The sequence below is a fragment of the Pseudonocardia sp. TMWB2A genome, assembly GCF_017312135.1.
This window is the reverse complement of sequence record NZ_QKQY01000002.1, coordinates 5,825,631-5,851,475: the sequence shown is the minus strand read 5'-3', so window position 1 is coordinate 5,851,475 and position 25,845 is coordinate 5,825,631. Positions and strand designations below refer to the sequence as shown.

Sequence of the window (25,845 nt, the reverse complement as noted above, 5' to 3'; positions counted from 1 at the left end):
GAGTGCGATGGGACGGACCGCGGTCGAGGTGGTCGACCTGGTGAAGCGGTACCCGAAGGCGAAGGGCAACGCCGTCGACGGCCTGTCGTTCTCGGTGGCCGAGGGCGAGGTGTTCGGGTTGCTCGGGCCCAACGGCGCCGGGAAGACCACGACCGTCGGCGTGCTCACGACCCGCGTGGTGCCGACCTCGGGCACGGCCCGGGTCGCCGGGCTCGACGTGCGCGCCGACGCCGTCGCCGTCTGCGCGAAGCTGGCCGTCGTCCCGCAGCGCCAGAACCTGGACCGGTCCCTCGGCGTCCGCGACAACCTGGTCTTCCACGCCGCCTACCACGGCGTCGGGCGGGCGGAGCGCAACCGCCGCGCCGACGAGCTGCTGGAGCGGATGGGGCTGACCGACAAGGCGAAGGCCGTCGCCGACGACCTGTCCGGCGGCCAGGCGCAGCGCGTCATGATCGCCCGCGGGCTCATGCACTCCCCGGAGGTGCTGTTCCTCGACGAGCCCTCGACCGGCCTGGACCCGCAGGCCCGGCTGTTCGTCCACGACCAGATCAGCGGGCTGCGCGACGAGGGCGTGACCGTCGTGCTCACCACCCACGACATGGACGAGGCGCACAAGCTGTCGGACCGGATCGGGATCGTCGACCACGGGCGGCTGCTCGCGCTGGACACCCCGGATGCGCTGGTCCGGTCGCTGCCGGGCAGCGCGACCGTGGAGATCGTCGCCGACCACGGGCCCGGTGCGGCGGAGACGCTGCGCGCGGCGCTGGCCGGGCTGGGCGGTGTCGCGCGTGCCGAGACCCCGCCGGGCCGCGGCCCGGGGGAGAACGGCACCGTGTCGGCGTTCCGGCTGTCGGTCACCGCGGAGCCGGCGGCGCTGCTGGCACCGGCCGTCGACCTGCTCGGGCGGCACGGCGCCACGGTGCGCGACGTCAGCCTGGGGCAGGCGACGCTGGAGGACGTGTTCATCGACCTGACGGGCAGGGACCTGCGATGACCGGGCGTGCCTTCCTGGCGGTGCTGCGCCGCGACCTGTTCGTCACCGGCCGGGAGCTGCCCTCGTTCCTCGCCCAGACGCTGGTGCAGCCGTTCTTCTTCCTGCTGGTGTTCGTCGTGGTCCTCGGCCGCGGCGGCTTCGTGTCACCCGAGTACGGGCAGATCATGCTGCCCGGGCTGATCGCGCTGAACGCGATGTTCGGCGCGCTGCAGGCGGTGACGCTGCCGCTGGTGTTCGAGCTGTCCTGGACCCGGGAGATCGACGATCGGCTGCTCGCGCCGATGCCGGTGTGGGCCGTCGCCGTCGAGAAGATCGCCTTCGCGGGGCTGCGCGGCCTGCTCGCCAGCCTGCTGATGGTGCCCATCGGTTTCGCGATGATCGACATCCGGTGGCCTGCCGAGGGGCTGGCCCCCGCGCTGCTGATGGTGGTGCTCGGGAGCCTGCTCGGTGCGGCGATGGGGCTCACCATCGGCACCGCGGTGCCGCCGCGGCGGATCAACATCCTGTTCGCGGTGATCTTCACGCCGCTGCTGTTCACCGGCTCGGTGCAGTACCCGTGGCTCACCCTGGCCGACCTGCGCTGGTTCCAGGTGCTGTCGGCGGTGAACCCGCTGACCTACGTCAGCGAGGGGATCCGCGCGTCGCTGGTGCCGCAGGTCCCGCACATCCCGCTGTGGGTGTGCGTGCTCGTCCCGGTGGCGGCGATCGTGCTGTTCACCCTGCTGGGGATCCGCGGCTTCCTGCGCCGGGCCCTCGACTGAGCCGCGGCGGTCGAGCGGCGGAGCGGCAGCACCGAGCCGCGGCGGAGCCCCGGGAGGCGGCGACACTCGGTACCGTCGGCCGGGTGGCGGACACCCGGACCCTGCGTGGCCTGATCGTCGACTACGGCGGGGTGCTCGACGACCCCGCCGACGGGTCCCTGCTGCTCGCCTACGCCCGTCGCGCCGCGGCCGCGGGGATCCGCACCGCGCTGTTCTCCGGCGCGCACGCGGTGCCCGACGAGGTCGCCGCGGCGTTCGGCACGGTGCTGCTCGGTGCGGTCCGCGGGGCCCGCAAGCCGAGCCCGGACTCCTTCGCCGCCGCCGCGGCGGAGCTGGGCCTGCCCGCGGGGGACTGCGTCGTCGTCGACGACATGGGGGCGTGCGTGCGGGGCGCCGCCGCGGCCGGGGCGGTCGGGGTGCACCACACCGGTGCCGCGACCACCCTCGGCGAGCTGGAGGTCCTCCTCGGGGTGCCCGCCCGCGGCTGAGCCCCCGGGGCGGCCCGCGGCGCCGCCGGGACACCCCGGACATGCGGAGGCGCCGCCCGCAGCGTGCGGACGGCGCCTCGTGGGCAGCCCGGCGGTGGCCGGACCGGTCGTGCCCTGCTTACTGCTGCGGGGGCGGCGGCGGGGCCTGCCCGGGCGCGGGCGGCGGCGGGGCCTGGCCGTCCGGACCCGGCTGTCCGGGGGGCGGCGGCGCGGCGGTGTCACCGGCACCGGTCCGCTCCCGGGCGAACTTGGTCGCGGTGTCGATCTGACCGTCGTGACCGTACTTCTGCTTGGCCGCGTCGCCGACCTTGTTCAGGGCCTGGTCGACCTTGTCGTCGTGCTTGCCGAGCAGTTCCTTGGCCTTGTCCAGGAAACTCATGCGCCCCATGCTGGCCCCGTCAGCGCCGGGGCGCAGTGCCGGGCCGTCGCTCGTTCGGGTGATGGTGGCCGCCGGTCGCCGAGCGGAGCCGGGCGTGCTCCGGGCGGAGGTCGTCCACCCGGGTGACGCCGAGCAGCTGCATCGTCCGCTCCACCTCGGCGCGCAGGATCTCCACCGCGCGGGACACCCCGGCCTCGCCACCGGCCATCAGCCCGTACAGGTAGGCGCGGCCCACCAGCGCCGCGCGGGCGCCGAGCGCGACGGCGGCGACGACGTCGCCGCCGTGGGTGATCCCGGTGTCCACCAGGACCTCCGCGTCGTCGCCGAGCTCCTGCACCACCGGCTGGATCAGCTCGGCGGGCACCGGGGCCCGGTCCAGCTGCCGTCCGCCGTGGTTGGACAGCAGCACGCCGTCGGCGCCCGCGTCGGCGACGCGGCGGGCGTCGGTGACCGACTGGACACCCTTGACCACCAGCTTCCCGGGCCAGGCCCCGCGCAGCCAGGTGACGTCGTCGAGGGTCAGCGCCGGGTCGAACACCCGGTTGATCACCTCGTAGGGGCTGCCGCCGCCCGCGGCGAGCGACTCGAACGTCAGCGGCTCGGTGGTGAGCAGGTCGAACCACCAGCGGGGGTGGCGGGCGCCGTCGACGAAGGTCCGCAGCGACAGCGCGGGCGGGATGGACAGGCCGTTGCGGGCGTCGCGGCGCCGGTTGCCGCCGACCGGGGTGTCCACGGTGAGCAGCAGCGTGTCGTAGCCGGCCTCCCGCGCCCGGGAGACGAGCTCGTGGGCGACCGAGCGGTCGCGCCACAGGTAGAGCTGGAACCAGTGCCGCCCGCCGCGCCCGGCCTCGGCGACGCCCTCGATCGTCGTCGAGCCCATCGTCGAGAGCGCGTAGGGGATGCCGGCCCGCGCGGCGACGGCGGCGACCGCGCGCTCGCCCTCGGTGTGCATCATCCGCGTGAAGCCGGTCGGGGCCAGCGCGAACGGCAGCGACGAGCGCCCGCCCAGGATCTCCCGGCCGGTGTCCACCCGCGAGACGTCGGTGAGCACGGTCGGCGAGAACTCCACCGAGGCCCACACCTCGCGGGCCCGGCGCAGGCTCACCTCGTCCTCGGCGGCCCCGTCGGTGTAGTCGAACACCGCCCGCGGCGCGCGTCGCCGGGCGAGCTCGCGCAGATCACCGATGCTCGAGGCGCGGGCGAGCCGGGCCGCCGTGCGGTCCAGGGTGAACGGGGCCGGCCGCAGCAGCGGCGCCAGCTCGGACGGGCGGGGAATGCGACGGCGCACCATCGCCCCGACACTAGGTGACCGGTCAGCGTCGGCGCAGCAGCTCGTAGGCGGCGACGGCTCCGGCGGAGGCGACGTTGAGCGACTCCACCCCGCCGTACATCGGCAGCGAGAGGATCCCGTCGAGCCGGGAACGGACGTCCTCGGTCAGGCCGTCGGTCTCGTTGCCCAGCACCAGCGCGACCCGGGGCGGGAGCGACGCCTCCAGCAGCGAGTCGCCGCCGGCGTCGAGCCCGAACACCCCGAACCCGGCCGCGTGCATGAGGTCGACGCCCTCGGCGGCGGTGGCGCAGCGCAGCACCGGCGCGGCGAAGGCCACCCCGGCCGAGGCCTTGATCACCAGCGGGTCGATGGCGGGCACCCCGCGGCGGGGCAGCAGCACGCCGTCCAGACCGGCGGCCGTCGCGCTGCGCAGGATCATCCCGACGTTCGACGGGTTGGTGACGGCGTCGAGCACCAGCACCGACGCCGGCCGCCGGGTGCCCAGGTCGGACAGGAAGTGCTCCAGCGGCGACATCCGCGGGGCGACGACGTCGGCCAGCACGCCCTGGTCGTGGCGCCCGTTGCCGGCCAGCACCTTCACCCGCTGCGCGGTCGCGCGCTGCACCGGCACGCCGCGGCCGCGGGCGGCCGCGGTGATCTCGCGCTCGCCGCCCCCGCGCACCGTGTCGGCCAGCACGACCTTGTCGACCTCCAGGTCGGGGTCGGCCAGCGCCTCCAGGACGGGCTTGCGGCCGTAGACCGTGATGAACCGGTCCTTCGGGGAGACCGCACCTGCATCGCTCACGGGGAGAAGCGTCGCACGTAGGATCGCGGCCATGCCGTCCCGGCTCTCCGCACTCGACGCGTCCTTCCTGTACCTGGAGGAGGCGACCACACCGATGCACGTCGGCGGGGTCGCCGTGTTCGACCGCCCCGACGACGGCTTCGACTACGACCGGCTGGTCGAGCTCATCGAGCAGCGCATCGCGCTGGTGCCGCGCTACCGGCAGAAGGTCCGCCACGTCCCGGGCAACCTCGCGCGCCCGGTGTGGGTCGACGACCCCGAGTTCGACATCGCCTACCACGTGCGCCGCTCCGCACTGCCCCGTCCGGGCAGCGAGGAGCAGCTGACCGAGCTGGTCGGGCGCCTGATGTCGCGCCCGCTGGACCACACCCGCCCGCTGTGGGAGATGTACCTCATCGAGGGCCTCGCCCCGGCCGGGTCCGCTGACGGCGGACGGGTCGCGATCCTCACCAAGACCCACCAGGCCATGGTCGACGGCATCTCCGCCATCGACATCGGCCAGGTCATCCTGGACGTGTCCGCCGAGCCGCGGGACACCCCGGACGAGCTGTGGATGCCGCGCCCGGAGCCGACCGACGGCCAGCTCGTGCTCGACGCGATCTCCGAGGCCGTCACCCGCCCCACCGAGATCGTGGACAACGTCCGGGTCGCCGCGGGCGACGCGCTGGCCACCGTCGGCAAGCTCGCCGGGGCCGCGGGCAAGGTCCTGAACATGGCCCGCACCGCGGGCCGCCGCGCGCCCGGGCTCCCGCTGAACGCCGAGATCTCCACCCAGCGCCGGTTCGCGATGGCCCGCACCGACCTGGAGGACTACCGCAAGGTCCGCGCCGCCTACGGCTGCGACGTCAACGACGTGGTGCTCGCCGTCATCGCCGGTGCCCTGCGCACCTGGCTGATGTCGCGCGGCGAGCCGGTCGCCGGGTCGTCGTCGGTGCGGGCGCTGGTGCCGCTGTCGGTGCGTGGCGAGGGCGACGTGCCCAGCTCGGCCACCGGCGGGTCGCTCGGGAACCGGGTCGCGTCGTTCCTGGTGGACCTGCCCGTCGGCGAGCCGAGCCCGCTGGTGCGGCTGCACCAGGTCACGCACCAGATGCGCGAGCACACCGACACCGGCGACGCCGTCGGTGCCGACACGCTGGTCCGGATCGGCGGGTTCGCCCCGCCGACCCTGCACGCCGTCGGCGCCCGCGCCGCGAACGGCATGGCCCGGCACTTCTTCAACCTGGTCGTGACCAACGTGCCCGGCCCGCAGTTCCCGCTCTACGCGGCCGGGGCGCGGATGCTGGAGATGTTCCCGGTGGTGCCGCTGGCGAAGGGCCAGGCCGTCTCCATCGGCCTGACCAGCTACGACGGTGGTGTGTACTACGGGCTGAACGGGGACAGGGACGCCATGGGCGACCTGGACGTGCTCGCCGGGATGGTGGACGAGTCACTCGAGGAGCTCCTCGAGACACTGCGACAGACGGGATGACCCCCGTCAGAGGAGAGGACCGTTGAGGATCTACCTCCCCGCGACCTGGCCGATGCTGGCCCGCACGGTGAAGACCGGGAACTTCGAGCCGCTGGGCGGCACCGCGTTCGCACTCACCCCGAAGCTGCGCGAGTCCTACACCGCGGGCGACGACGAGGAGCTCGAGTACGCCGCGATGAACGAGGCGGCGCGGGCGTCGCTGCGGCTGCTCTCGGTCGAGTTCGGGCTGGGCGAGGACGACACCCCCGCCCGCCGGGTCGTCGTGTCCGCCGACACCGACGACGTCACCCTGCGCCCCGACCTCGACGACGGCGCGGTCCGGGTGACCGGCCCGGTGCCGGTGTCGAAGATCGCCGCCGTGCACGTGGACCTGCCGGAGGCCGAGCACGCCGTCCGGGAGGCGGCCGGTGCGGTCGACAAGGCCGACCTGGGCGACATGGACGCCGAGTTCCTCGTCGGCGAGGCCGAGGACCACGAGCTGGCCTGGTACGACGGCACCGAGCTGCCGTTCCTCGTCGAGCTGGGCTGAGCCCCGGCGGGCGGTCAGCCCGTCCCGGCCGGAGGCCCCGGTGCGGGGTCGGCGAACACCGGGTCCCGCCCCTCCAGCCGCGCGGTCACCGCCTCGCGCTGGTTCGGGCTCGCGATCAGCGCACCGATCTCGGCCTGCTCGGCGGCGAGCTGCTCGGCGGGTGGGCGGGGCGCCGCGAGCAGCCGCTTCGCCGCACGCACGGCGTGCGGGTTGCGGGCGGCGATCTCGTGCGCGGTCGCCAGCGCGGCCGCCCGCGGGTCCTCGGCGGTGCGGGTCGCGAGCCCCAGCGCGACGGCCTCGGTGCCGGACACCGTGCGCCCGGTGAAGGTCAGGTCGCGGGCGACGTCGCGCCCGACCAGCTGCGGCAGCAGCAGCGTGCCGCCCATGTCGGGCACCAGGCCCCACACGATCTCCAGCACCGACAGCGTCGCGGTGGGGGCGACGATCCGCAGGTCCGCCCCCAGCGCGATCTGCAGCCCGCCGCCCAGCGCGTGCCCCTGCACGGCGGCGACCACCGGCACGTCCAGCTCGGCCCAGACGTACGCGGCGCGCTGCCCGGTCGCGTGCGCCGGGGAGCCGTCGCGCGGCGGGGGCAGCTCGGCGGTGGCCGAGAGCCGCTCCCCGGAGCGCATCGCGCGGAACATGTCGCGGTCCAGCCCGGCGCAGAAGTCCGGCCCGTCCGCCGAGAGGACCACCGCGCGGACGTCCGTGCGGTCGCGCAGCGCCTCCGCGGCGTGCACGATCGCGGTGAACTGGGCGACGTCGAGGGCGTTGCGGCGCTCCGGGCGGATGAGCCGCACCTCGGCGACGCCGTCGTCCACGGTGGTCCGGACACGCTCGCTCATGCACCGGACCGTAACCCGGATCGGAGGCCGGTATGGCGTTCGTCGCGCCGCAGCTGCACGAGGTGACCCGGGGGCTCGCGTTCCCGGAGGGCCCGGTGGCGCTGTCCGACGGGTCGGTGCTCGTCGTCGAGATCGCGGCCGGGCGGCTGACCCGGGTGCTGCCCGACGGCGGCCACGTCACCGTCGCCGAGACCGGGGGTGGCCCGAACGGCGCCGCGATCGGCCCGGACGGCGCCGTGTACGTCTGCGACAACGGCGGCTTCACCTGGCACACCCGCCCCGACGGCACCGTGTACCCGGGCAACCAGCCCGAGGACTACCGCGGCGGCGCGATCCTGCGTGTCGACCCCGACACCGGCGGCTCCTCGGTGCTCTACGACGGGCTGCGCGGCCCCAACGACATCGTCTTCGCCGCCGACGGCACGTTCTGGTTCACCGACCTCGGCAAGCGCCGCCCCCGCGAGGTCGACCTCGGCGGGCTGTACCACGCCCGTCCCGACGGCTCGGCGCTCACCGAGGTCGTGCACCCGCTCATGACCCCGAACGGCGTGGGCCTGTCCCCGGACGGGTCACGGCTCTACGTCGCCGAGACCGCCACCGGCCGCGTCTGGTGCTGGGCGGTGACCGGCCCCGGCGAGCTCGGCGCGCCCCCGGAGCTGCCCGGCCCGCCCGGCCCCGGCGACGCCCGGCTGCTGCACGGCTTCGCCGGGTTCCGCAACCTCGACTCGCTCGCCGTCGACGGCGACGGGAACGTCTGCGTCGCCACCCTGGTCTCCGGCGAGGTCAGCGTGCTGTCCCCGGCCGGGGAGCTGCTCGGCACCGTCGCGCCGCCCGAGCACGACCCGCACGTCACGAACATCTGCTTCGCCGGCGCCGGGTCGCGCGAGGCCTGGGTCACCTCGTCGGGGTGGGGGCGGCTCTACCGCTGCACCTGGCCGGTCGACGGCCTCGACCTGGCGTTCCGCCGCTGAGGGCCCCGGGTCAGCCGCGGACCGGCGGCTCGATGGTGATCGGGGCGCCCCAGCCGTCGTAGCGGACGAGGACGTCGAGCGCCGCGCCGTCGGGGAGCTGCTGGCGGACCCGGCTGCGCAGCGGCCTGCGCTCGGCGTCGACCCAGATCTCCGCGCTCAGCCGGGTCAGCCCGGCCCGCTGCTGGGCCTGCAGCGCCGTGCGGCGCGCCGGGTCGGTCTCGGTCGCCGCAGCCCGGACCAGGTCGACGACCAGCGTGTAGTGCACGGTCGGGATGCCGTCGACGGCGTCGTCGGCGGCGTCGGCGACGAGCACCGCGTCCGGGTAGCGGGCCACCGCCCCCAGCGGGTCGACGCCGGCGGCGACGTTCGCGGCGAGCGTCGCGTGCGTCATCCGCTCCGGGGGCAGCGGGACGCGCCCGGCCTCGCCCCAGCCGCCGTCGCCGGGGCGCAGCCAGGTGCGCCCGCCGATCCGGATGATCTCGGTGCTCTGCGCGACCGTGCCGGACGGCCCCGAGCGCAGCAGCAGCCGCACCGCGGGGGCGTCCCCGGCCCGGTCGACCCGCAGGGCGCCGTCGCCGGTCACCGGGACGGTCGTGCCGTCGTGGGTCAGGGTGCCCGCCACCGACAGCGTCGAGCCGCCGTCGAGCCGGGTACGGGCCCGGACGTCGGTGATCAGCGGCGCCGGGTCGTAGTACTTCGGCAGGGCGGCGGGTGCGGCGGCGGGCGGTGCGGGGGTGTCACCGAAGGAGCCGGGCCAGGCGCAGCCGGTCAGCCCGGGCACCAGCACCGCCCCGCACAGCAGCAGCGTCACCGCGCGCCGTCCCGGCACTACCCGCTCCCCGGCCGTCGTCGTGATGGTCAGAACCTGTCGCTCGCCAGCGCCACCAGCACGCGGCGCAACGCCTCGAGTCTGCCCCCTCCGAGTGCACCGGAGGCGACCAGGTCGTCCAGTGCGCACTCCGGGTCGGCGGGCGGCCCGAGGTGCCCGCAGCCGCGCGGGCAGTCCTCGATCGCGGTCGCCAGGTCGCCGAACGCGGCGACGACGTCGTCCGCGCCGACGTGGGCGAGCCCGAACGAGCGCACCCCGGGGGTGTCGACGACCCAGCCCTCGGCGTGCGGGAACGCCAGCGCCGCGGTGGTCGTGTGCCGTCCCTTCCCCACACCCGACACCCGTCCGATGGCCTGGGTCGCGGCCGGGACGATCGCGTTGACCAGGGTGGACTTGCCGACCCCGGAGTGCCCGACCAGCGCGCACAGCCGCCCGGACAGCTCCTCGCGCAGCGCGTCCAGCCCGGACGGCGGCCCGGACTCCGAGCGCCCGGTCACCAGGACCGGCACGCCGAGCTCGCGGTACTGCGCCGCGAACGGCTCCGGGTCGGCGAGGTCGGACTTGGTCAGGCACAGCACCGGCTGCAGCCCACCGGCGAAGGCCGCGACCAGGCAGCGGTCGACGAACCCGCTGCGCGGCACCGGGTCGGCGACGGCGGTGACCACGATCAGCCGCTGCGCGTTCGCGACGACGATCCGCTCGTAGGGGTCGGTGTCGTCGGCGGTGCGGCGCAGCACGGTGTCGCGCTCGGCGACCCGCACGATCCGGGCGAGGGTGTCCGGCTCACCGGACAGGTCCCCGACGAGGTCCACCCGGTCCCCGACGACGACCGGCGTCCGGCCCAGCTCGCGGGCCCGCATGGCGACGACCTGGGGCAGGCCCGGGTCGGCGTCGACCGCGCAGGTCCACCGTCCCCGGTCGACGGCGGTGACCATCGCGCGGGTCGCGTCGGCGTGCGCGGGCCTGCGCTTGCTGCGCGGCCGGCTCCCGCGCCGTCCGGGGCGGACACGGACGTCGGACTCGTCGAGCCTGCTGATGTCGCGGGGCACCCTGCTCAGCCGTCCACACGGGTCCCGAGCAGCGCGGCCCAGCGTCCGGGGAAGTCCGGGATGGTCTTGTCTGTGCTCGCGACGTCGTCGATCTCGACGCCGGGCACCACCAGCCCGATGATCGCGCCGGCGGTGGCCATCCGGTGGTCGGCGTAGGCGCCCCAGGGCCGGTCGGAGCGCCCGGTGAGCGGCTTCGGCTCGATCACCAGGCCGTCGTCGGTCTCGGTGACGGCGCCGCCGAGCGCGGTGATCTCGGTGGCGAGGGCGGCGAGCCGGTCGGTCTCGTGGCCCCGCAGGTGCCCGATCCCGCGCAGCCGCGAGGTGCCCGACGCCAGCGCGGCGACGGCGGCGACGGTGGGGGCGAGCTCGCCCGCGTCGTGCAGGTCGACGTCGACGCCGGTGAGCCGGTCCGGCCCGGTCACGGTGAGGCCGTCGGCGGTGTGCGTGACCGTGGCGCCGAACTGCTCCAGCACCGGCAGGACGTCGACGCCGGGCTGGGTGGTCTCGTCCGGCCAGCCGCGCACGGTGACCCGCCCGCCGGTCACGACGGCCGCGGCGAGGAACACCGAGGCGTTCGACAGGTCGGGCTCGACCGACCAGTCCCGCGCCGCGACCGGGCCGGGCTCGACCCGCCAGGTGTTCGGCTCGGCGTCGTCGACGACCACCCCGGCCGCGCGCAGCATCTCCACGGTCATCGCGATGTGCGGCAGCGACGGCAGCGGCTTCCCGTCGTGGAACACGGTCACGCCGCGCTCGAACAGCGACCCGGACAGCAGCAGCCCGGACACGAACTGCGACGATGCCGACGCGTCGATCGTCACCTCGCCACCCCGGATCGGGCCGCCGTCGAGCACGAACGGCAGCGCGTCGGCGGCGCCGTCGTAGGACACGGTGGCACCGAGTGCGCGCAGCGCGTCCAGCACGGTGCCCATCGGGCGCTCCCGGGCGCGCGGGTCGCCGTCGAAGCGGACCGCACCGGACGCCGTCGCCGCGGCCGGGGGGACGAACCGCATGACCGTGCCGGCGAGCCCGCAGTCGACCTCGGCGGGCGCCTCGGGGGTGCCGCCGCGCAGCCCGGGGTGCGCGCCGATCCGCACGGTGTCGCCGTCGGTGGCGACCGGGACGCCGAGCGCGGCGAGCGCCCCGGTCATCAGCGCGGTGTCGCGGGTGGGCGGGGCGCCGTCGACCCGGACGTCGCCGCCGGACAGGCCGGCGAGCAGCAGCGCACGGTTGGTCACCGACTTCGACCCGGGGACGGTGACGGTGCCGGTCACCGGCGACCCGGGCGTGGGGGCGGTCCAGTTGCTCACGCCTCCATCCTTCCCCACGTGGGAGGATGGGGCGCATGTGCGGCCGTTACGCCTCCACCAAGGCCCCCGCGGACCTGGCCGACGAGTTCCACGCTGTCGACGCGACGCAGGAGACCTCGCAGCGTCCGGACTACAACGTGGCGCCGACCAAGGACATCACCGTGGTGGTCGAGCGCCACCCCCGCGACGGGAGCGGCGAGCCCGACCGGGACACCACCGAGCGGTCGCTGCGCACCGTGCGCTGGGGGCTGGTGCCGTTCTGGGCGAAGGACCCGTCGGCGGGCGCGCGGATGGTGAACGCCCGGTCGGAGACGATCACCGAGAAGCCCGCGTTCCGGCGCGCGGCCGCGTCGCGGCGCTGCCTGTTCCCGATGGACGGCTGGTACGAGTGGCAGCGCCACGACGCCGTCCCGAAGTCCCAGGGAGGGACCGGCAAGCCGACCAAGCAGCCGTACTTCACCCACTACGCCGACGGCGCCACGATGGCGATGGCGGGCATCTGGGAGTTCTGGCGCCCGAAGGGCGACGAGCTGACCGAGAAGTACCCGGACGGGCTGGTCACCGCCTGCGTGCTCACCACCGGGGCGGTCGGCCCGCTGGCCCAGGTGCACGATCGGATGCCGCTGGTGCTGCGCCCCGACGACTGGTCGGACTGGCTGGACCCGGACCGCGGCACCGGCGACGAGGGGGTGACCCGGCTGCTCGTCCCGCCGTCGCCGGAGCTGGTCGCGACCCTGGACATCCGGCCGGTCTCGCCGCAGGTCAACAACGTCCGCAACAACGCGCCCGAGCTGCTCGACCGGCTCCCCGACGACCAGGTGACCGAGCCGATCCAGCTCGACCTGCTCTCGTGACCGCGGCGCGCGAGGTCGACACCCCGCGCGGCCCGGCCCGGGTGACCCTGCACCGGGCGGGGTCCCCGCGCGGGCTGCTGCTGCTCGGGCACGGCGCGGGCGGCGGCGTCGACGCCCCCGACCTGGTCACCGCGACCGCGGCGGCCACCGCCGCCGGGTTCGACGTCGGCCTGGTCGAGCAGCCCTACCGGGTCGCGGGCCGGCGGGCCCCCGCCCCGGCCGGGCACCTCGACGAGGCGTGGCTCGCCGTCGTCGCGGCGGTGCGGCCCGGCCACGACGGCCCGCTGGTCGTCGGCGGCCGCAGCTCCGGCGCACGCGTCGCCTGCCGCACGGCGACGACGGCCGGTGCGGCCGCGGTCCTGTGCCTGGCCTTCCCGCTGCACCCGCCGGGCCGCCCGGAGCGGACCCGGGCCCCGGAGCTCGACGGCGCCGGGGTGCCGGTGCTCGTGGTGCAGGGCCGCGGCGACCGCTTCGGCGTCCCGGCCGAGGAGGCCGACCGGCAGGTGGTGCTGCTGGACGGCGACCACGGCCTGAAGAAGCAGCACGACCGGCTGCACGAGGTCGTGACCGGGTGGGCGGCGGCACAGCTCGACCAGTAACCAAGGTTTGCCTACCCTCACTTGTCCGGTACGTTCCCTCCGTGCCGAAGATCCGAACTGTGACGACGGCGGCGACCACCGCCGTCCTGTCCGCGCTCCTGCTCGTGGTGGCGGGGTGCGCCGCCGCGCCCGAGCCCGCCCCGTCCGCGGAGCGCGGGTACACGGTCACCCACGCGATGGGGGAGACGCGGCTGACGGCGCAACCGTCGCGGGTCGTGGTCCTGGACTCCCCGCACCTGGACGCGCTGGTCGCGCTCGGGGTCGTCCCGGTCGGGGCGAGCGAGTCGGCGGCCGGGGCCGGGTTCCCGCCCTACCTCGCCGACCGCCTCACGGGCACCCGTCCGGTCGGCTCGATCAGCGAGCCCGATCTCGAGGCGGTCGCGGCGCTGCAGCCCGACCTGATCATCGGCTCGGCCGTGCGGCACACCCCGCTCCACACGCAGCTCGCGCGGATCGCCCCGACCGTGTTCTCGGTGGGCAGCGGCACGGACTGGACCGAGCAGGCCCGGATCACCGCGGCCGCGGTGCAGCGCACCGGGCAGATGGAGGACCTGCTCGACCGGTGGCGCCTGCGCGCCGAACAGGTGGGCGAGGAGGTCGGCGCGTCCGGGCGGACGGCGTCGATCGTGCGGTTCCGACCGGAGGCGTTCCGGCTCTACGGCCCGGACAGCTTCTCCGGGTCGGTGCTGACCACGATGGGCTTCGACCTGGGCGACCGCGCCTGGGACGAGTACTCGATGCGGGAGGTCGGACCGGAGCTGGCCTCGGAGATCGACGGCGACGTCGTGTTCTTCACCGACCGGGCCGGTGACCCGACCGCAGGTGCCCGGGGTGCGGTGACCCGGTTGTGGGGCGACGCACCCGCCGTTCGCACCGGCCGGGTGCACGAGGTCGAGGACGAGACCTGGATGGTGGGGATCGGGGTGCTCGGCGCCGACCGGATCGTCGACGACGTGCGGGCGCGGCTGACCGGCTGAGCCCGCCGCCCTAGCAGGCCCCGACCAGCAGTCCGGCCGTCTCCGCCGCGGACCGCGGCGACCCCAGGTGCCAGCCCTGGCCGATGTCGCAGCCCAGGTCGTGCAGCCGGCGCGCCTGCCACCCGGTCTCCACCGACTCCGCGACGACGGTCAGCCCCAGGGTGTGGGCCAGCTCGATCATCGCCGAGAGGATCACCGGGCTGTCGACGTCGTGCGGGACGCCGTCGTCGCCCGGGCAGGGGCCGCCCTGCCCGGTGACGAACGACCCGGCCAGCTTGAGCACGTCCACCGGCAGCCGGTGCAGGTAGACGAGGTTGGAGTAGCCGGTGCCGAAGTCGTCGATGGCGATCCGCACCCCGAGCTGTGAGAGCTCCTCCAGCGCCTGCACCGGGCGCCCGGCGGCGGACATGAGGTCGCTCTCGGTCAGCTCCAGCTGCAGCGACGACGCCGGCCACCCGGTCCGCTCCAGCACCTCGGCGATGCGGGTGACGGCGTCGGGCCTGCGCAGCTGCTGGCCCGCCACGTTCACGCTGAGCACGAGCCCCGCGTCGGCGCCCGCGTCCACCCAGGACCGGGCGTCGGTGCAGGCCCGCTCCAGCAGGTGCAGACCCAGCGGCACGATCAGGCCGGTCTGCTCGGCCAGCGGGATGAACACGTCCGGGCCGAGCCGCTCGCCGTCGGCGGTGCGCCAGCGGGCGAGCGCCTCCACCCCGACGACGGTGCCGTCGCCGAGCGCCACCAGCGGCTGGTACTCCAGGTGGAACTCGCCGCGGTCCAACGCGCCCGGCATCCGGCCGGCCAGCTCGAACAGGTGCACGTCGTTCGCGTGCCGGGCCGGGTCGAAGACCGCGATGCGGTCCCGGCCGTCGCGCTTGGCCCAGTACATCGTCGTGTCCGCGGCCTGCATCAGCTCGGCGGCGCCCGCCGGTCCGGTGACGTCCTCGCCGATGGGGGTGCCCGCGGGGTCGCGGAACGGGCGGGCGACGATCCCGATGCTGGCCGAGACGACGACCTCCCGGCCGCGCACGTGCACCGGCCGCCGGACGACCGCCAGCGCCTGCTCGGCGACCGCGGTCAGCTGCTCCACGCCGGTGCACCGCTCCACGAGCACCACGAACTCGTCGCCGCCCATCCGGGCGACGGTGTGCCCGGCCGGGCGGAGCTCGGCGCCGAGGCGGTGCGCGACGGTGCGCAGGAGCTGGTCGCCCGCGTCGTGTCCGAGGGTGTCGTTGACGGCCTTGAACCCGTCGAGGTCGAGGTAGCAGACCCCCACCGGGGCGGGGGAGCCGTACGGGCCGGAGAGCGCGGTCTCGAGCCGGGTGAAGAACAGCGAGCGGTTCGGCAGCCCGGTGAGCGGGTCGTGCTCGGCCTGGTGGCGCAGCCGCGACTGCAGGCGGCGCCGCTCGGTGACGTCGGAGACCATCGCGACGAGGTAGCGGGGCTCGCCGTCGGGGGAGCGGACCAGCGAGACGGTCAGCTCGGTCCACACCTGGTCGCCGTCGGCCCGGAAGTAGGACTTCTCCATCCGGACGTGCCCGACCCGCCCGGCGAGCATGGCCTCGATCTGCGGCCACATCTCCGGGGTGTCCTCGGGGTGGATGAACTCGAACACCGAGCGGCCCACGAGATCGCCCGGCCGGTAGCCCAGCAGGGCGGTCAGCGTGCGGTTGGCCTCCAGGATGCGACCCTCGGTGTCGGCGACGCTGATGCCGAGCACGGAGCTCTCGAAGACCACCCCGTAGCGCGCCTCGGAGCGCCAGCGGGCGTCCTCGGCGGCGGCACGCGCCGCGAACGCGGCGGAGCTGATCCGCTCCTGCTCCAGCCGGGTGCGGTCGCGCAGCATCCGGGCGTACCCGGTCGACAGCGCCCCGACCGCCGCGCTCCAGCGGCGGAACCGTTCCGGGTCGAGGGTGCGCCCGGCGAAGTGCGCGGCCAGCACGTCGATCGAGCAGCGCAGGGCGGCGGGGTCGGTGAGGTGCGCGGCGACCAGCTCGGCGCCGACCTCCTCGGCGATCGCTTCCTCCGCCCGCCCCTCGACGACGGCGGTGAACCACCAGGCCGCCCCGGACAGCACCGCGTACAGGTCGGCTCGGGCGGCGGAGACGAAGCCGCGGGCCTCGATGGCGCCGACCCAGGCGTCGGCCAGCGCCGACGGCCCCGGCCCCTGCCCACCGGGCAGGACGGGGACGGGCTTCGCCACGACGGCTCTCCCTCCGATGATCAGATCCCGGGCCGCCCGGCGTGCCGTGCGACGGCGGCGAGCCCGGGGTAACGCTGCGCCTCGGGGCCCACCGGGGACTCCGGACGCCAGAGCGGGATCCGCACGACTCCGGGCTCCACCAGCTCCAGGTCGCCCAACAGCGCCGCGACCTCCTCGGTGTCGCGCATCCGCATCCGGTGCGGGGACCTGTCCCTGTTGTAGAGGTTCTGGGCCCGGCTCGCACCGGAGAGGCCACCCTCGTCACTCGCGTGGCTGACGACCACATGGCTGCCGGGGGCCGCGGCGCCGGCGTAGGCGGCGATGATCCCGGCCGGGTCCGCCTCGTCCGGGACGAAGTGCAGCACGGAGACCAGCAGCACCGCCACCGGGCGGGAGAGGTCGAGGTGGGTGCGGGTCAGCGGGTCGTCGAGGACCCGGCGCGGGTCGGTCAGGTCGGCGGCGAGGACGGCCGTCGACGGGTCGCCGTCGAGCAGCGCGCGGCTGTGCGCGACGGCGATCGGGTCGTTGTCGACGTAGAGCACCCGGGCGTCGTCGCGGGCGGTCGCCGCGACCTCGTGCACGTTGCCGACGGTCGGGATGCCCGACCCGAGGTCGAGGAACTGGCGGATCCCGTGCGCGCAGAGCTGGTGCACTGCCCGGCGCAGGAACGCCCGGTTGGCCTGCGCGACGGCCGCCATCTCGGGCAGCGCGTCGAGCACCCGGTCGGCGAAGGCCCGGTCGGCCTCGAAGTTGTGCGACCCGCCCAGGTAGTAGTCGTAGACCCGGGCCACGCTCGGGCTGGTCATGTCCACTTCGTCGGGCGCCCATGCCGGTCGGTCCACGCGTGCTCCCCGTAGCTCGTCTCGATCGGTGCCGACGGCGTCCTGCTGCCGTCGGTGATCGACCTTACTGGCGCGGAGCCCGGATCGGACCCGTCCGGGTGACCCTCTGCGGTCAGCCGGTTGCGATCGGTGCGACGACGGCGCCGGTGAGTGCCACCAGGTCCGCCGGGGCGAGCTCGATCTCCAGGCCGCGCCTGCCCCCGGAGCAGAACACCGTCGGGTGCTCGTGGGCCGAGGCGTCCAGGACGGTCGGCAGCCGCTTGCGCTGGCCCAGCGGGGAGATGCCGCCCGCGACGTAGCCGGTGGTCCGCTCGGCGTCGGCGACGTCGGCCATGACGGCCTTCTTCCCGCCCGCGGCGGCGGCCAGTGCCTTGAGGTCCAGCTGGGCCGACACCGGCACGATCCCGACCGTCATGGTCCCGTCGACGAGCGCGACGAGGGTCTTGAACACCCGGCGCGGGTCCTGCCCCATGACGGCGGCGGCCTCCTCGCCGTAGCCGGCGCCGTCATGGTGGGTGTAGGTGTGCAGCTCGTGCGCCACCCCACGCCTGCTCAGCAGTGCCGTCGCCGGGGTGCCCCTGCCCGCCATCGTCCTCGTCCTCCCGTCCGCGCCCCGCGGCCGACCCGGGGGTGACGGGGAACCTACGGGAATGCCGTCCGGCGCCGCACCGTTGTCCCGGGTGTGACGACATCAGTGATGGAGAGGCCCGGGGCCGCGCCGCCGGACGGCCGTGAGCGGCCGGGGCGCGTACCCTCCGACGCGTCCGCCGTGCCGGTGACCCGCACCGGTGCGCGACTCGTGTCACTGGAGAGGGAACCTTTGTCAGTACAGCCGGATCAGCCGGACCAGCCGGAGACGGGCGCGGCAGGGACCGATCCCGCGGAGCTCGCCGCCCTGGTCGGTGTGGCCGACGCCGACGGCAACCGTGCGCCCGAGGACGAGAGCGTCTCCGACCGCACGGCCCGCTTCGAGCGCGACGCGATGCCGCTGCTCGACCAGCTCTACGGCGCGGCGCTGCGCATGACCCGGAACCCGGCCGACGCCGAGGACCTGGTGCAGGAGACCTTCCTGAAGGCGTACTCGGCGTTCGGGTCGTTCCGCCGCGGCACCAACCTCAAGGCGTGGCTGTACCGGATCCTGACCAACACCTACATCAACGGCTACCGCAAGCGGCAGCGTCAGCCCCTGCAGTCGCCGACCGACGAGATCACCGACTACCAGTTGGCACAGGCCGGTGAGCACAGCTCGACCGGTCTGCGCTCGGCCGAGGTGGAGGCCCTCGACGCGCTGCCCGACAGCGACGTTAAGGAGGCCCTGCAGGGCCTGCCGGAGGACTTCCGCATGGCGGTCTACCTCGCCGACGTCGAGGGGTTCGCCTACAAGGAGATCGCCGAGATCATGGGCACCCCGATCGGCACCGTGATGTCGCGGCTGCACCGCGGCCGGCGCCAGCTGCGCGACATGCTGACCGACGTCGCCCGCGAGCGCGGATTCGTCCGCGACAGGGCCGCCGGCGCGACCGGGGACCGGGAGGTGACGGCATCGTGAGCGCCGCCGAGGGCTCGGGCGCACCGCTCGAGCGCAACCCGATGATCCAGGACCCGCCCGCGAACACCGGCTGCACCGAGGTGCTGGCCGAGGTGTGGCTGTTCCTCGACCACGAGTGCGACCAGGAGCGGCGACGCCTGCTCCAGCAGCACCTGGACGAGTGCGCGCCCTGCCTGGCCGAGTACGGCATCGACGAGAAGCTGAAGGCACTGCTGGCCCGCAAGTGCGGCGGCGAGGCGGCCCCCGCCGGGCTCAAGGACCGGCTGCGGTCGCAGATCCGCTCCGCGGTGCTCGAGCAGGCCCAGGTGACCGTGGAGAGCGGCCCGGACGGCACCAGCGTCTCGGTGTCGCACCAGCGCACCGAGTACCGCCGCTCCGGCGGCTGACCGGCACCGCCGCTCCGGCGACACACGCGAGAGGGCGGGCACCCCACCGGGGTGCCCGCCCTCTCGCGTCGGTGTCGCCGAACTCAGCAGTTCGGCTTCTTGCCGTGGTTGGCGCCCTTCTTGGCGCGGTCACGGCGCTTGCGTGCACGCTTGGACATCTCGACCCTCCTTCCCGTCCGGGTCACGGTTCCGCGGCGTTGCCGCGGGAGCTTCGTACGCGCGATTCTCGCATGTGGTGGGATGGGCGATCGTGACCACGCTGAGCGAGCTGCTCGCCGAGCACACGACGATGGACGGCGAGACCGCCGATCACCTCCAGCGCGTGGTCGGTGAGTGGCAGTTGTTGGCCGACATGTCCTTCGCCGACTTCCTGCTGTGGGTGCCGCTGGACGACCTCCACGCGGGGACCGGCGGTGCCTCCCGGGCGGCGACCGCGCAGTTCCTGTGCGTCGCCCAAGCCCGGCCGACCACCGCACCGACCGCCCACCCGGACGACGTCGTCGGCCGCCGGGCGGTGCCGGTGGAGGTCGGCCAGCTGCGCCGGGCGGTGCTGGAGGGCCGGATCTGCCGCGACGACGACCCGCGCTGGCACCTGGAGGTGCCGGTGCGTCGGGAGACCATCCCGGTGCGCTTCAAGGGCCGCACGGTGGCGGTGCTGTCCCGGGACACCAACCTGTCCACCCCGCGCGTCCCGAGCCCGCTGGAGATCGCCTACCTCGGCAGCGCCTCGGACCTGTGCCAGATGATCGTCGACGGGACGTTCCCGCCGCAGTCCGGGCCGCCCGGCTCGGCCGAGGGCAGCCCGCGCGCCGGGGACGGCCTGGTCCGCCTCGACGTGCACGGCAACGTGGCCTACGCCAGCCCGAACGCGCTGTCGGCGTACCACCGCATGGGCCACGCCAGCGACGTCGCCGGGGCCGACCTCGCGACGGTCACCAAGGCGCTCGTGCTGGACCCGTTCGACGCGAAGGACGTCGCCGGCCGGATCAACGAGGCCCTCGACGGCGCCCCGTCCACCCGGATGGAGATCAAGGGCCGCCGGGCGACGATGCTCGTGCGCGCGCTGCCGCTGCGCCCCCGCGGCGACGCGGCGGGCGCGCTGGTGCTGGTCCGCGACGTGACCGACCTGCGTCGCCGGGACGCGGCGCTGATGAGCAAGGACGCCACCATCCGGGAGATCCACCACCGGGTGAAGAACAACCTGCAGACGGTCGCGGCGCTGCTGCGCATGCAGGCCCGGCGCAGCGAGAACCCGGAGGCGGGCCGGGCGCTGGAGGAGTCGGTCCGCCGGGTCACCTCGATCGCGCTGGTGCACGAGGCGCTGGCCTACTCCGTCGCCGAGGTCGTCGAGCTCGACGAGCTGCTGCCGAAGGTGCTGCCCGCTATCCGCGACGGCGCGACGACCGAGTCCCGTGCCCGGGTGCGCGTCGACTCCGGGTTCGGGGCGTTGCCCGCGGCGAAGGCCACCCCGCTGGTGCTGGTCCTGGCCGAGCTGACCCACAACGCGCTGGCGCACGCCTACGACCCCGGCACGGCGGGGGAGGTGGTCGTCAGCCCGGTGCGCTCGGCGAGCCGGCTGGAGGTGTCGGTGGCCGACGACGGCCACGGCATGCCGGTCGACTTCGACTTCGAGAGGTCCAAGGGGCTGGGTCTGCAGATCGTGCGGACCCTGCTGACCTCCGAGCTGGAGGCGACGATCGAGGTGCGGGCCCGGGAGGGCGGCGGCACGGTGGCGGTGGTCCGGGTACCGCTCGGCGGTTCCTGAACGCCGCGGTGGGAGGGGCGGCGGGGCAACGGGTCCGCCGCCCGTCGTCCCCGGGCGGTCGCTGCGGTGCGGCGGGTGACCGATCCCGGTCACTCCCGGTGACCCGGGGCGTGGACGGGGGCCCGGAGGGCACCGGATACGCTCGTCCCGTGACCGTTGATCCCGGTGCCGTGGTCGCGCCGGCACCGTGGTCGACCCTCACACCGGGGTGGCAGATCACCCCGAACGCACCTCGGGCCCGTGGCCGGTGGCGTCCGGCTACGGGCCCGAGGTCGGGGAGCTACTTCTTCTACTGTCCGGAGCTGCTGTCCGGGACAGCTGTTCCTGCCGCATTCCGGGCGAGTGCCCGGGCGGGGCTGCCTACGCGGTGCGGGCGCGCGGACGGGTGCTGCGCCGCTTCAGGGCGCGCCGCTCGTCCTCGCTCATGCCGCCCCAGACACCCGCGTCCTGGCCGGACTCGAGAGCCCACTGCAGGCACGACTCGGTGACCGGGCAACGCCGGCACACGCTCTTGGCCTCCGCGATCTGCATCAGGGCAGGGCCGCTGGTGCCGACCGGGAAGAACAGCTCCGGGTCCTCGTCGCGGCAGATCGCGTCGTGACGCCAGTCCATGATCACTTTCTCCTCTGGTGCGCGATCGGGGTCGCGCCGATCGTCTGTGCGCTTGGTGTTACGTGCGTGTTTCGCAGCTTGTGAATACTTTCACGAGCCACCGCGGTCCTCAATGGGAAACTGCTCGCGGGATGCGTGAGCGCCCTCATAGGGAACGCACGCAGACAGACCAATGCCCGGGACTTCGAGCCGCCCTGGGCCGGTTCCACGATCCAGTGTCCCTGTCCCACCCGGAATCGGCCACCCGAAAACGATGTCGACCCGGACACCCTCTGAGTGAGGGGTCCGGCCCGGTGGGACGGAACCTCCACGAGCGGCGTTGCTCGTGGCCTCGCTTGCGTAGGGACCACCTTGGATCACGGGTTTGGCCTGGTGTAAGCCCCAACGGGACCGACGGTCCGCTCACATCGGTGAATGGCGCGGTTGCTCACTCCGGCGTGTGAGAGCGCCCGCACGATGCGCGACGAACCGTCCGTCTCACACGACGACGCGTAACGCTCCGGGCACGCTGAGGAATTCCACATCGGTGCGCATTCCGAGGTGGTCGCCGTCGAGCTGGAGAGCGAGAGGCTGTTCCGAAGTGATCCGCACCCGGCCGACGGCGTCGTGCCGGACGATGTGCCGCCCGTGCGGGTCGCCGTCGGCGGCCAGGATCTGGCGCAGGGTCGAGGCGATCGTCCGCGGGCTCAGCCCGGTGAGCGCGAACAGCCCCAGCCCGCTGCCGAACGACGAGCGGGGGTTGGTCCGCACCGCGCGGCCGGACAGGAAGGTCCACGGGTCGGTGTTGGAGACGAACGCCAGCCGCACCCCGGTCAGCGGCGCCGCGTCGGGGAGCTCCACCGTCATCGACGGCGGCCGGCGCAGCTGCGCGAGGTACTGGGCGATCGCGGTCACCGCGTAGCGGCCGGGGCTGGCCTCGTGTCCCTGCGCGCGGGCGCGCTCGACCGCGGCCACCACCTCGGCGTCCCAGCCCATGCCGGCGTTGAAGGTGAACCAGCGGTCGTCGGCCCAGCCGAGGCCGACCAGCCGTCGTCGTCGCCGGGCCAGCGCGGTGAGCACGTGCCCGGTCGCCTCGACCGGGTCGCGCGGCATGTCCAGGGCGCGGGCGAACACGTTCGCCGAGCCGCCGGGGACCACCGCGAGCATCGCGGTGGCGTCCGGGTCCGGCCGCGGGGCGCCGCTGCCCGAGCCGGTCTGCGCGGCCAGCAGCCCGTTGACGACCTCGTTGACCGTCCCGTCGCCCCCGAGCGCGACGACGAGCTCGACGCCGTCCGCCACGGCCGCCGCGGTCGCCTCCGCCGCGTGGCCCCGGTAGCGGGTCTGCAGGACGTCGAGCTTCAGCTCGCTGGCCAGGGCCTTGGTCAGCACGTCCCGGCCGGCGGCGGTGGTGGACGTGGCCTGAGGGTTGACCACGAGCAGCGCGCGCACGGGGCGACTGTATCGACCGCGCACCGGCCGGTCCGTCGGCCGCCCGGCGGTGGCGGTCGTGGCGGGCGGCCTATCCTCGGTGGGTGGCCGATGACCGCGACGACCGCCCCGTGACGCGGGAGCGACCGCCGGAGAACGTGCGGGTGGCGGGGGTGCTCGTCGCGGCCGAGGGGCTCGTCGGCGCCGTCCTCGCGGTCGTGCTCGGCGTGCGTGCCCTGGAGGCCGGCGGCGCCCGCCTCTACTACGGACTCGCCGAGGCCGGGATGTTCGTGCTCCTGGCGGCCGCCGTGGCCGGTGTCGGCTACGGGCTGGTCCGCGGGCTGCACGGCTGCCGCACCCCGGCGATCGTCGTGCAGCTGCTGCTGTTCCCGGCCATCTACTACGCGCTGGGCCCCAGCCGCCAGCTGGTGTGGGGCATCGTCTGCGGGCTGTTCGTGCTGTTCACGTTCCTGATGCTGATCAGCGAGCAGTCCCGGCGCTGGTCGATGGGCGACGAGTACCCCGAGGACTAGCGGCCGGCCGCCCCGCCGGTCCGCCGCCCGGCCAGCGCGACGAGCGGGTCGCCGGTGAGCCGGTAGGTGGTCCACCCCTCGTTCGGCACCGCGCCGACGGAGCGGTAGAAGCCGATGGCCGGGGTGTTCCAGTCCAGCACGTTCCACTCCAGGCGCTTCCAGCCGCGCCGGGCCACCTCGGCGGCCAGCTCCGCGAGCAGGGCCGCGCCGTGCCCGTCGCCGCGGGCGCCGGGGGTGACGTAGAGGTCCTCCAGGTGGATCCCGGCGACGCCCTCCCAGGTGGAGAAGGTCCGGAACCAGATGGCCGTGCCGACGACCGCGCCGTCGTCGCCGGTGGCCACGAAGGCCCCGGCCGACGGGTCCGGGCCGAACAGCGCGGCGTGCAGCTGGTCCTCGGTCAGCCCGCACTCGTGCGCGGCCTTCTCGTAGTCGGCCAGCTCGTGCACGAGCCGGACCATGACCGGCACGTCGCCGGGGGTGGCCGTACGGACGCTCACTGGTCCTCCGCGGGGGTGGGGCGCTGGTTGACGTGGTCGAGGCGGGGGACCCCGCGCTCGAACCCCAGCACGCTGACCCCGGCCGGGTCCATGCGGAAGTGCACACCGCCACTCGCGGGCAACCCGATCCAGCGCGCCGTCAGGACCCGGGAGAAGTGGCCGTGCCCCACGAGCACGACGTCGCCGCCGCCGAGCAGGGCGCGTGCGTCGGCGAGCACGGCGTCGGCGCGCGCGGCGACGTCGCCGGGGGTCTCGCCGCCGGGCCACGGCCCGTCCCAGATCGTCCAGCCCGGCATGGACTCGCGGATCTGCGGCGTGGTCCAGCCCTCGTTGTCGCCGTAGTCCCACTCGACGAGCCGGTCGTCGACCGCGTCCACGCGCAGCCCGGCCAGCTCGGCGGTGTCCCTCGCGCGCGTGCGCGGGGAACAGAGCACCCGGGCGGGCGGGGCGTCGTGGCGGACCAGGGCCAGCGCGTCGCGCACCCGGCGGACGGCGGCCCGGCCCTCGTCGGTCAGCGGGACGTCGGTGCGGCCGGTGTGCTTCCCGGTGCGCGACCACTCGGTCTCGCCGTGGCGCAGCAGGAGGATCCGTCCGTCCGGATCGGCGTCGGTGCTCACGGGCGGCGACGCTAGTCGCGGACGCTGCGGGACGCTCGCGGTGATCAGGTCACCCGGTCGGGTCGGATCCGGACCCGGCCGGGCAGTCCGCCGGGCGCGCCGTACCCGCAGGGTGGCCGGATCGGATGGGATCCGTGGCGGACCACGAGCCGAGGAGCGTCATGTCGTCGCAGTTCTCCCGCCGCCCCGCGCGGCGGCGCATCGCCGGGATCGCCGCCGCGGCCGGCCTCGCGGTCACCGCCGCGCTCACCGCGCCCGCCGCCGCGGGCACCGCGGTGGCCGCCCCGTCCGCCCGGGCGGTGCAGGCCGGGGCGATCGGCCCGGGCGTGCAGATCGCCACCCCGGTCACCGGCGGCGCCGAGCTGTGCACCGCCAACTTCCTCTACACCCCGGCAGCCGGGCAGGACGGGCACCGCGACGAGCCCGGCGGCCGCGGCGCCGAGCACCAGGCCGCCCCGGCCGGGGCGCTCTACCTGGGCGCGGCCGCGCACTGCATGGCGGGCGAGGACGCGATGTCCTCGGTGGACGGCTGCCGCGAGCCGGTCATGCCGGAGGGCATCGAGGTCGGCATCCGCGGCCGCGACGGGAAGAACTACACCGGACGGGTCGCCTACAACTCCTGGGCGGTCATGCAGGACCGCGGCGAGACCGACCCGCAGCTGTGCCTCTACAACGACCTCTCGCTGATCCAGCTGAGCCCGGCGGCCGTCGCCGTCGCCGACCCGACGGTCCCCGGCTTCGGCGGCCCGACCGGGCTCGACACGGACGGCACCGAGCAGGGGGAGAAGGTCTACAGCTTCCAGCCCAACCAGCTCGTGGCGACGCCGTACAAGCAGGGCCTGAGCCTCGGGCAGCCGGAGGGGCCGCGCACGCACGTCGTCTCCACCACGCCGCCGGGGGTGCCCGGCGACTCGGGCTCGGGCTACCTCGACGCGCGCGGGCGGGCGTTCGGGCTGCTGTCGAGCCTGATGCTGCCGACCAACACCAACGGGGTCACCGACATCGCCCGGGCACTGGCCTACGCCGAGCGCTACGGCGAGGTCGGCGCCCTGGAGGTCGTCCCCGGCCGGGTCCCGTTCACGCCGGGTGTGCTGCCGCTGACCGAGCTGCCCAGCGGCCCGTCGCTGCCCGCACTCCCGCTGCCCGACCTCACCCCGGCGCCGCTGCGCTGACCCGGGCACACGGCTCCCGGGACGGGCGTGCGGTGATCCGTACGCCCGTCCTGTGCGGGTGGCCACTCCGGGCGCGCCGGGTGACCGGTTCCCGGCGTCCACCCGGTTAGACTCGCCGCCAGATCCGACAGCTCGTC

The 25,845-nt window shown here is 75.0% G+C and carries 29 protein-coding genes; 14 read left to right on the top strand and 15 right to left on the bottom strand.

Features of this window, described 5'->3' with window-relative positions:
- Positions 1-7 precede the first annotated feature (7 nt).
- From DMP17_RS41805 to DMP17_RS41795, 3 genes are all read left to right on the top strand, one after another.
- The gene (locus DMP17_RS41805; protein ID WP_226349977.1) at positions 8-994 is read left to right on the top strand and encodes an ABC transporter ATP-binding protein; all 987 of its coding nucleotides are present in this window, start codon (positions 8-10) and stop codon (positions 992-994) included.
- The gene (locus DMP17_RS41800) at positions 991-1,755 is read left to right on the top strand and encodes an ABC transporter permease (RefSeq protein WP_178376074.1); all 765 of its coding nucleotides are present in this window, start codon (positions 991-993) and stop codon (positions 1,753-1,755) included. Before DMP17_RS41805 ends, DMP17_RS41800 begins: the two co-directional genes overlap by 4 nt.
- 83 nt (positions 1,756-1,838) lie before the next feature.
- Positions 1,839-2,243 carry an HAD-IA family hydrolase gene (locus tag DMP17_RS41795; RefSeq protein WP_226349978.1) on the top strand — a complete coding sequence of 135 codons (405 nt, stop codon included), beginning with the start codon at positions 1,839-1,841 and terminating at the stop codon, positions 2,241-2,243.
- Positions 2,244-2,361: 118 nt separating this feature from the next.
- Here the strand turns inward: DMP17_RS41795 and DMP17_RS41790 are convergent, their stop codons facing one another.
- From DMP17_RS41790 to DMP17_RS41780, 3 genes are read right to left on the bottom strand one after another with little or no spacing between them, the layout of a single operon-like run.
- A complete protein-coding gene (locus tag DMP17_RS41790; protein ID WP_062397522.1) occupies positions 2,362-2,622 on the bottom strand; it encodes an antitoxin in 261 nt (86 codons plus the stop codon).
- A gap of 19 nt (positions 2,623-2,641) precedes the next feature.
- Entirely contained in the window at positions 2,642-3,913 is a 1,272-nt protein-coding gene (locus tag DMP17_RS41785; RefSeq protein ID WP_226349979.1) for an alpha-hydroxy acid oxidase, read from the bottom strand.
- 22 nt (positions 3,914-3,935) lie between these two features.
- Positions 3,936-4,730 carry a TrmH family RNA methyltransferase gene (locus tag DMP17_RS41780; RefSeq protein WP_226349980.1) on the bottom strand — a complete coding sequence of 265 codons (795 nt, stop codon included), beginning with the start codon at positions 4,728-4,730 and terminating at the stop codon, positions 3,936-3,938.
- Here DMP17_RS41780 and DMP17_RS41775 point away from each other — a divergent pair.
- Positions 4,729-6,165, top strand: coding sequence for a WS/DGAT/MGAT family O-acyltransferase (locus tag DMP17_RS41775; protein ID WP_226349981.1), 1,437 nt, complete (start codon positions 4,729-4,731; stop codon positions 6,163-6,165). The genes DMP17_RS41780 and DMP17_RS41775 overlap by 2 nt on opposite strands.
- A gap of 22 nt (positions 6,166-6,187) precedes the next feature.
- On the top strand, positions 6,188-6,694 hold the full coding sequence (locus tag DMP17_RS41770) for a DUF6912 family protein (RefSeq protein ID WP_073576326.1): 507 nt from the start codon (positions 6,188-6,190) through the stop codon (positions 6,692-6,694).
- A 14-nt stretch (positions 6,695-6,708) separates the two neighbouring features.
- On the opposite strand, the gene DMP17_RS41765 is transcribed toward DMP17_RS41770, so the two are convergent.
- Positions 6,709-7,539, bottom strand: a complete 831-nt coding sequence (locus DMP17_RS41765) for a crotonase/enoyl-CoA hydratase family protein (protein ID WP_337832418.1) — start codon at positions 7,537-7,539, stop codon at positions 6,709-6,711.
- 32 nt (positions 7,540-7,571) lie between these two features.
- Between DMP17_RS41765 and DMP17_RS41760 the strand changes: the two genes are divergently transcribed.
- Entirely contained in the window at positions 7,572-8,510 is a 939-nt protein-coding gene (locus tag DMP17_RS41760) for an SMP-30/gluconolactonase/LRE family protein (protein ID WP_226349983.1), read from the top strand.
- Between the two features lie 10 nt (positions 8,511-8,520).
- Here the strand turns inward: DMP17_RS41760 and DMP17_RS41755 are convergent, their stop codons facing one another.
- From DMP17_RS41755 to aroA, 3 genes are read right to left on the bottom strand one after another with little or no spacing between them, the layout of a single operon-like run.
- Entirely contained in the window at positions 8,521-9,339 is an 819-nt protein-coding gene (locus DMP17_RS41755) for a hypothetical protein (RefSeq protein WP_337832417.1), read from the bottom strand.
- A 29-nt stretch (positions 9,340-9,368) separates the two neighbouring features.
- A complete protein-coding gene (gene rsgA, locus DMP17_RS41750; RefSeq protein WP_255656771.1) occupies positions 9,369-10,397 on the bottom strand; it encodes a ribosome small subunit-dependent GTPase A in 1,029 nt (342 codons plus the stop codon).
- A complete protein-coding gene (gene aroA, locus DMP17_RS41745) occupies positions 10,394-11,698 on the bottom strand; it encodes a 3-phosphoshikimate 1-carboxyvinyltransferase (RefSeq protein WP_226349985.1) in 1,305 nt (434 codons plus the stop codon). The genes rsgA and aroA overlap by 4 nt, the downstream gene beginning before the upstream one ends.
- A 35-nt stretch (positions 11,699-11,733) precedes the next feature.
- On the opposite strand from aroA, the gene DMP17_RS41740 reads away from it, so the two are divergent.
- Genes DMP17_RS41740 through DMP17_RS41730 form a run of 3 tightly spaced genes read left to right on the top strand, consistent with a single transcriptional unit; the run spans position 11,734 to position 14,128 of the window.
- Positions 11,734-12,552 (top strand): SOS response-associated peptidase, encoded by an 819-nt coding sequence (locus DMP17_RS41740; protein WP_226349986.1) that lies wholly within the window; start codon positions 11,734-11,736, stop codon positions 12,550-12,552.
- Positions 12,549-13,151, top strand: coding sequence for an alpha/beta hydrolase family protein (locus tag DMP17_RS41735; protein ID WP_226367524.1), 603 nt, complete (start codon positions 12,549-12,551; stop codon positions 13,149-13,151). The genes DMP17_RS41740 and DMP17_RS41735 overlap by 4 nt, the downstream gene beginning before the upstream one ends.
- Positions 13,152-13,192: 41 nt before the next feature.
- Complete coding sequence (locus DMP17_RS41730; RefSeq protein WP_226367523.1) at positions 13,193-14,128, top strand: ABC transporter substrate-binding protein; 936 nt, start codon at positions 13,193-13,195, stop codon at positions 14,126-14,128.
- Between the two features lie 10 nt (positions 14,129-14,138).
- On the opposite strand, the gene DMP17_RS41725 is transcribed toward DMP17_RS41730, so the two are convergent.
- From DMP17_RS41725 to ybaK, 3 genes are all read right to left on the bottom strand, one after another.
- On the bottom strand, positions 14,139-16,328 hold the full coding sequence (locus tag DMP17_RS41725; protein ID WP_337832416.1) for a putative bifunctional diguanylate cyclase/phosphodiesterase: 2,190 nt from the start codon (positions 16,326-16,328) through the stop codon (positions 14,139-14,141).
- A gap of 20 nt (positions 16,329-16,348) precedes the next feature.
- Positions 16,349-17,170 carry an SAM-dependent methyltransferase gene (locus tag DMP17_RS41720; RefSeq protein WP_226349990.1) on the bottom strand — a complete coding sequence of 274 codons (822 nt, stop codon included), beginning with the start codon at positions 17,168-17,170 and terminating at the stop codon, positions 16,349-16,351.
- A gap of 112 nt (positions 17,171-17,282) precedes the next feature.
- Positions 17,283-17,759, bottom strand: coding sequence for a Cys-tRNA(Pro) deacylase (gene ybaK, locus DMP17_RS41715; RefSeq protein WP_337832415.1), 477 nt, complete (start codon positions 17,757-17,759; stop codon positions 17,283-17,285).
- A 315-nt stretch (positions 17,760-18,074) separates the two neighbouring features.
- Between ybaK and DMP17_RS41710 the strand changes: the two genes are divergently transcribed.
- Both DMP17_RS41710 and rsrA read left to right on the top strand, forming a co-directional pair.
- Positions 18,075-18,719, top strand: coding sequence for a sigma-70 family RNA polymerase sigma factor (locus DMP17_RS41710; protein WP_337832806.1), 645 nt, complete (start codon positions 18,075-18,077; stop codon positions 18,717-18,719).
- 41 nt (positions 18,720-18,760) lie between these two features.
- Positions 18,761-19,105 carry a mycothiol system anti-sigma-R factor gene (rsrA, locus tag DMP17_RS41705; protein ID WP_062403708.1) on the top strand — a complete coding sequence of 115 codons (345 nt, stop codon included), beginning with the start codon at positions 18,761-18,763 and terminating at the stop codon, positions 19,103-19,105.
- Between the two features lie 83 nt (positions 19,106-19,188).
- On the opposite strand, the gene DMP17_RS46585 is transcribed toward rsrA, so the two are convergent.
- On the bottom strand, positions 19,189-19,263 hold the full coding sequence (locus DMP17_RS46585) for a 50S ribosomal protein bL37 (protein ID WP_369804880.1): 75 nt from the start codon (positions 19,261-19,263) through the stop codon (positions 19,189-19,191).
- Between the two features lie 92 nt (positions 19,264-19,355).
- Here DMP17_RS46585 and DMP17_RS41700 point away from each other — a divergent pair, with 92 nt between their 5' ends.
- Positions 19,356-20,870: a sensor histidine kinase gene (locus DMP17_RS41700; RefSeq protein ID WP_226349992.1), complete on the top strand. Its 1,515-nt coding sequence runs from the start codon at positions 19,356-19,358 to the stop codon at positions 20,868-20,870.
- 360 nt (positions 20,871-21,230) lie between these two features.
- On the opposite strand, the gene DMP17_RS41695 is transcribed toward DMP17_RS41700, so the two are convergent.
- Complete coding sequence (locus DMP17_RS41695; protein ID WP_043277332.1) at positions 21,231-21,482, bottom strand: WhiB family transcriptional regulator; 252 nt, start codon at positions 21,480-21,482, stop codon at positions 21,231-21,233.
- A 477-nt stretch (positions 21,483-21,959) separates the two neighbouring features.
- Complete coding sequence (locus tag DMP17_RS41690; RefSeq protein WP_226349993.1) at positions 21,960-22,910, bottom strand: diacylglycerol/lipid kinase family protein; 951 nt, start codon at positions 22,908-22,910, stop codon at positions 21,960-21,962.
- 83 nt (positions 22,911-22,993) lie between these two features.
- Here DMP17_RS41690 and DMP17_RS41685 point away from each other — a divergent pair, with 83 nt between their 5' ends.
- The gene (locus tag DMP17_RS41685) at positions 22,994-23,422 is read left to right on the top strand and encodes a hypothetical protein (protein ID WP_226367519.1); all 429 of its coding nucleotides are present in this window, start codon (positions 22,994-22,996) and stop codon (positions 23,420-23,422) included.
- Here the strand turns inward: DMP17_RS41685 and DMP17_RS41680 are convergent.
- Both DMP17_RS41680 and DMP17_RS41675 read right to left on the bottom strand, forming a co-directional pair.
- Entirely contained in the window at positions 23,419-23,919 is a 501-nt protein-coding gene (locus DMP17_RS41680) for a GNAT family N-acetyltransferase (RefSeq protein WP_374203645.1), read from the bottom strand. The two genes, DMP17_RS41685 and DMP17_RS41680, sit on opposite strands and share 4 nt — an antisense overlap.
- Positions 23,916-24,536, bottom strand: coding sequence for a histidine phosphatase family protein (locus DMP17_RS41675; RefSeq protein WP_337832414.1), 621 nt, complete (start codon positions 24,534-24,536; stop codon positions 23,916-23,918). Before DMP17_RS41675 ends, DMP17_RS41680 begins: the two co-directional genes overlap by 4 nt.
- A 161-nt stretch (positions 24,537-24,697) precedes the next feature.
- Here DMP17_RS41675 and DMP17_RS41670 point away from each other — a divergent pair, with 161 nt between their 5' ends.
- The gene (locus DMP17_RS41670; RefSeq protein ID WP_337832413.1) at positions 24,698-25,708 is read left to right on the top strand and encodes a serine protease; all 1,011 of its coding nucleotides are present in this window, start codon (positions 24,698-24,700) and stop codon (positions 25,706-25,708) included.
- Positions 25,709-25,845 lie beyond the last annotated feature (137 nt).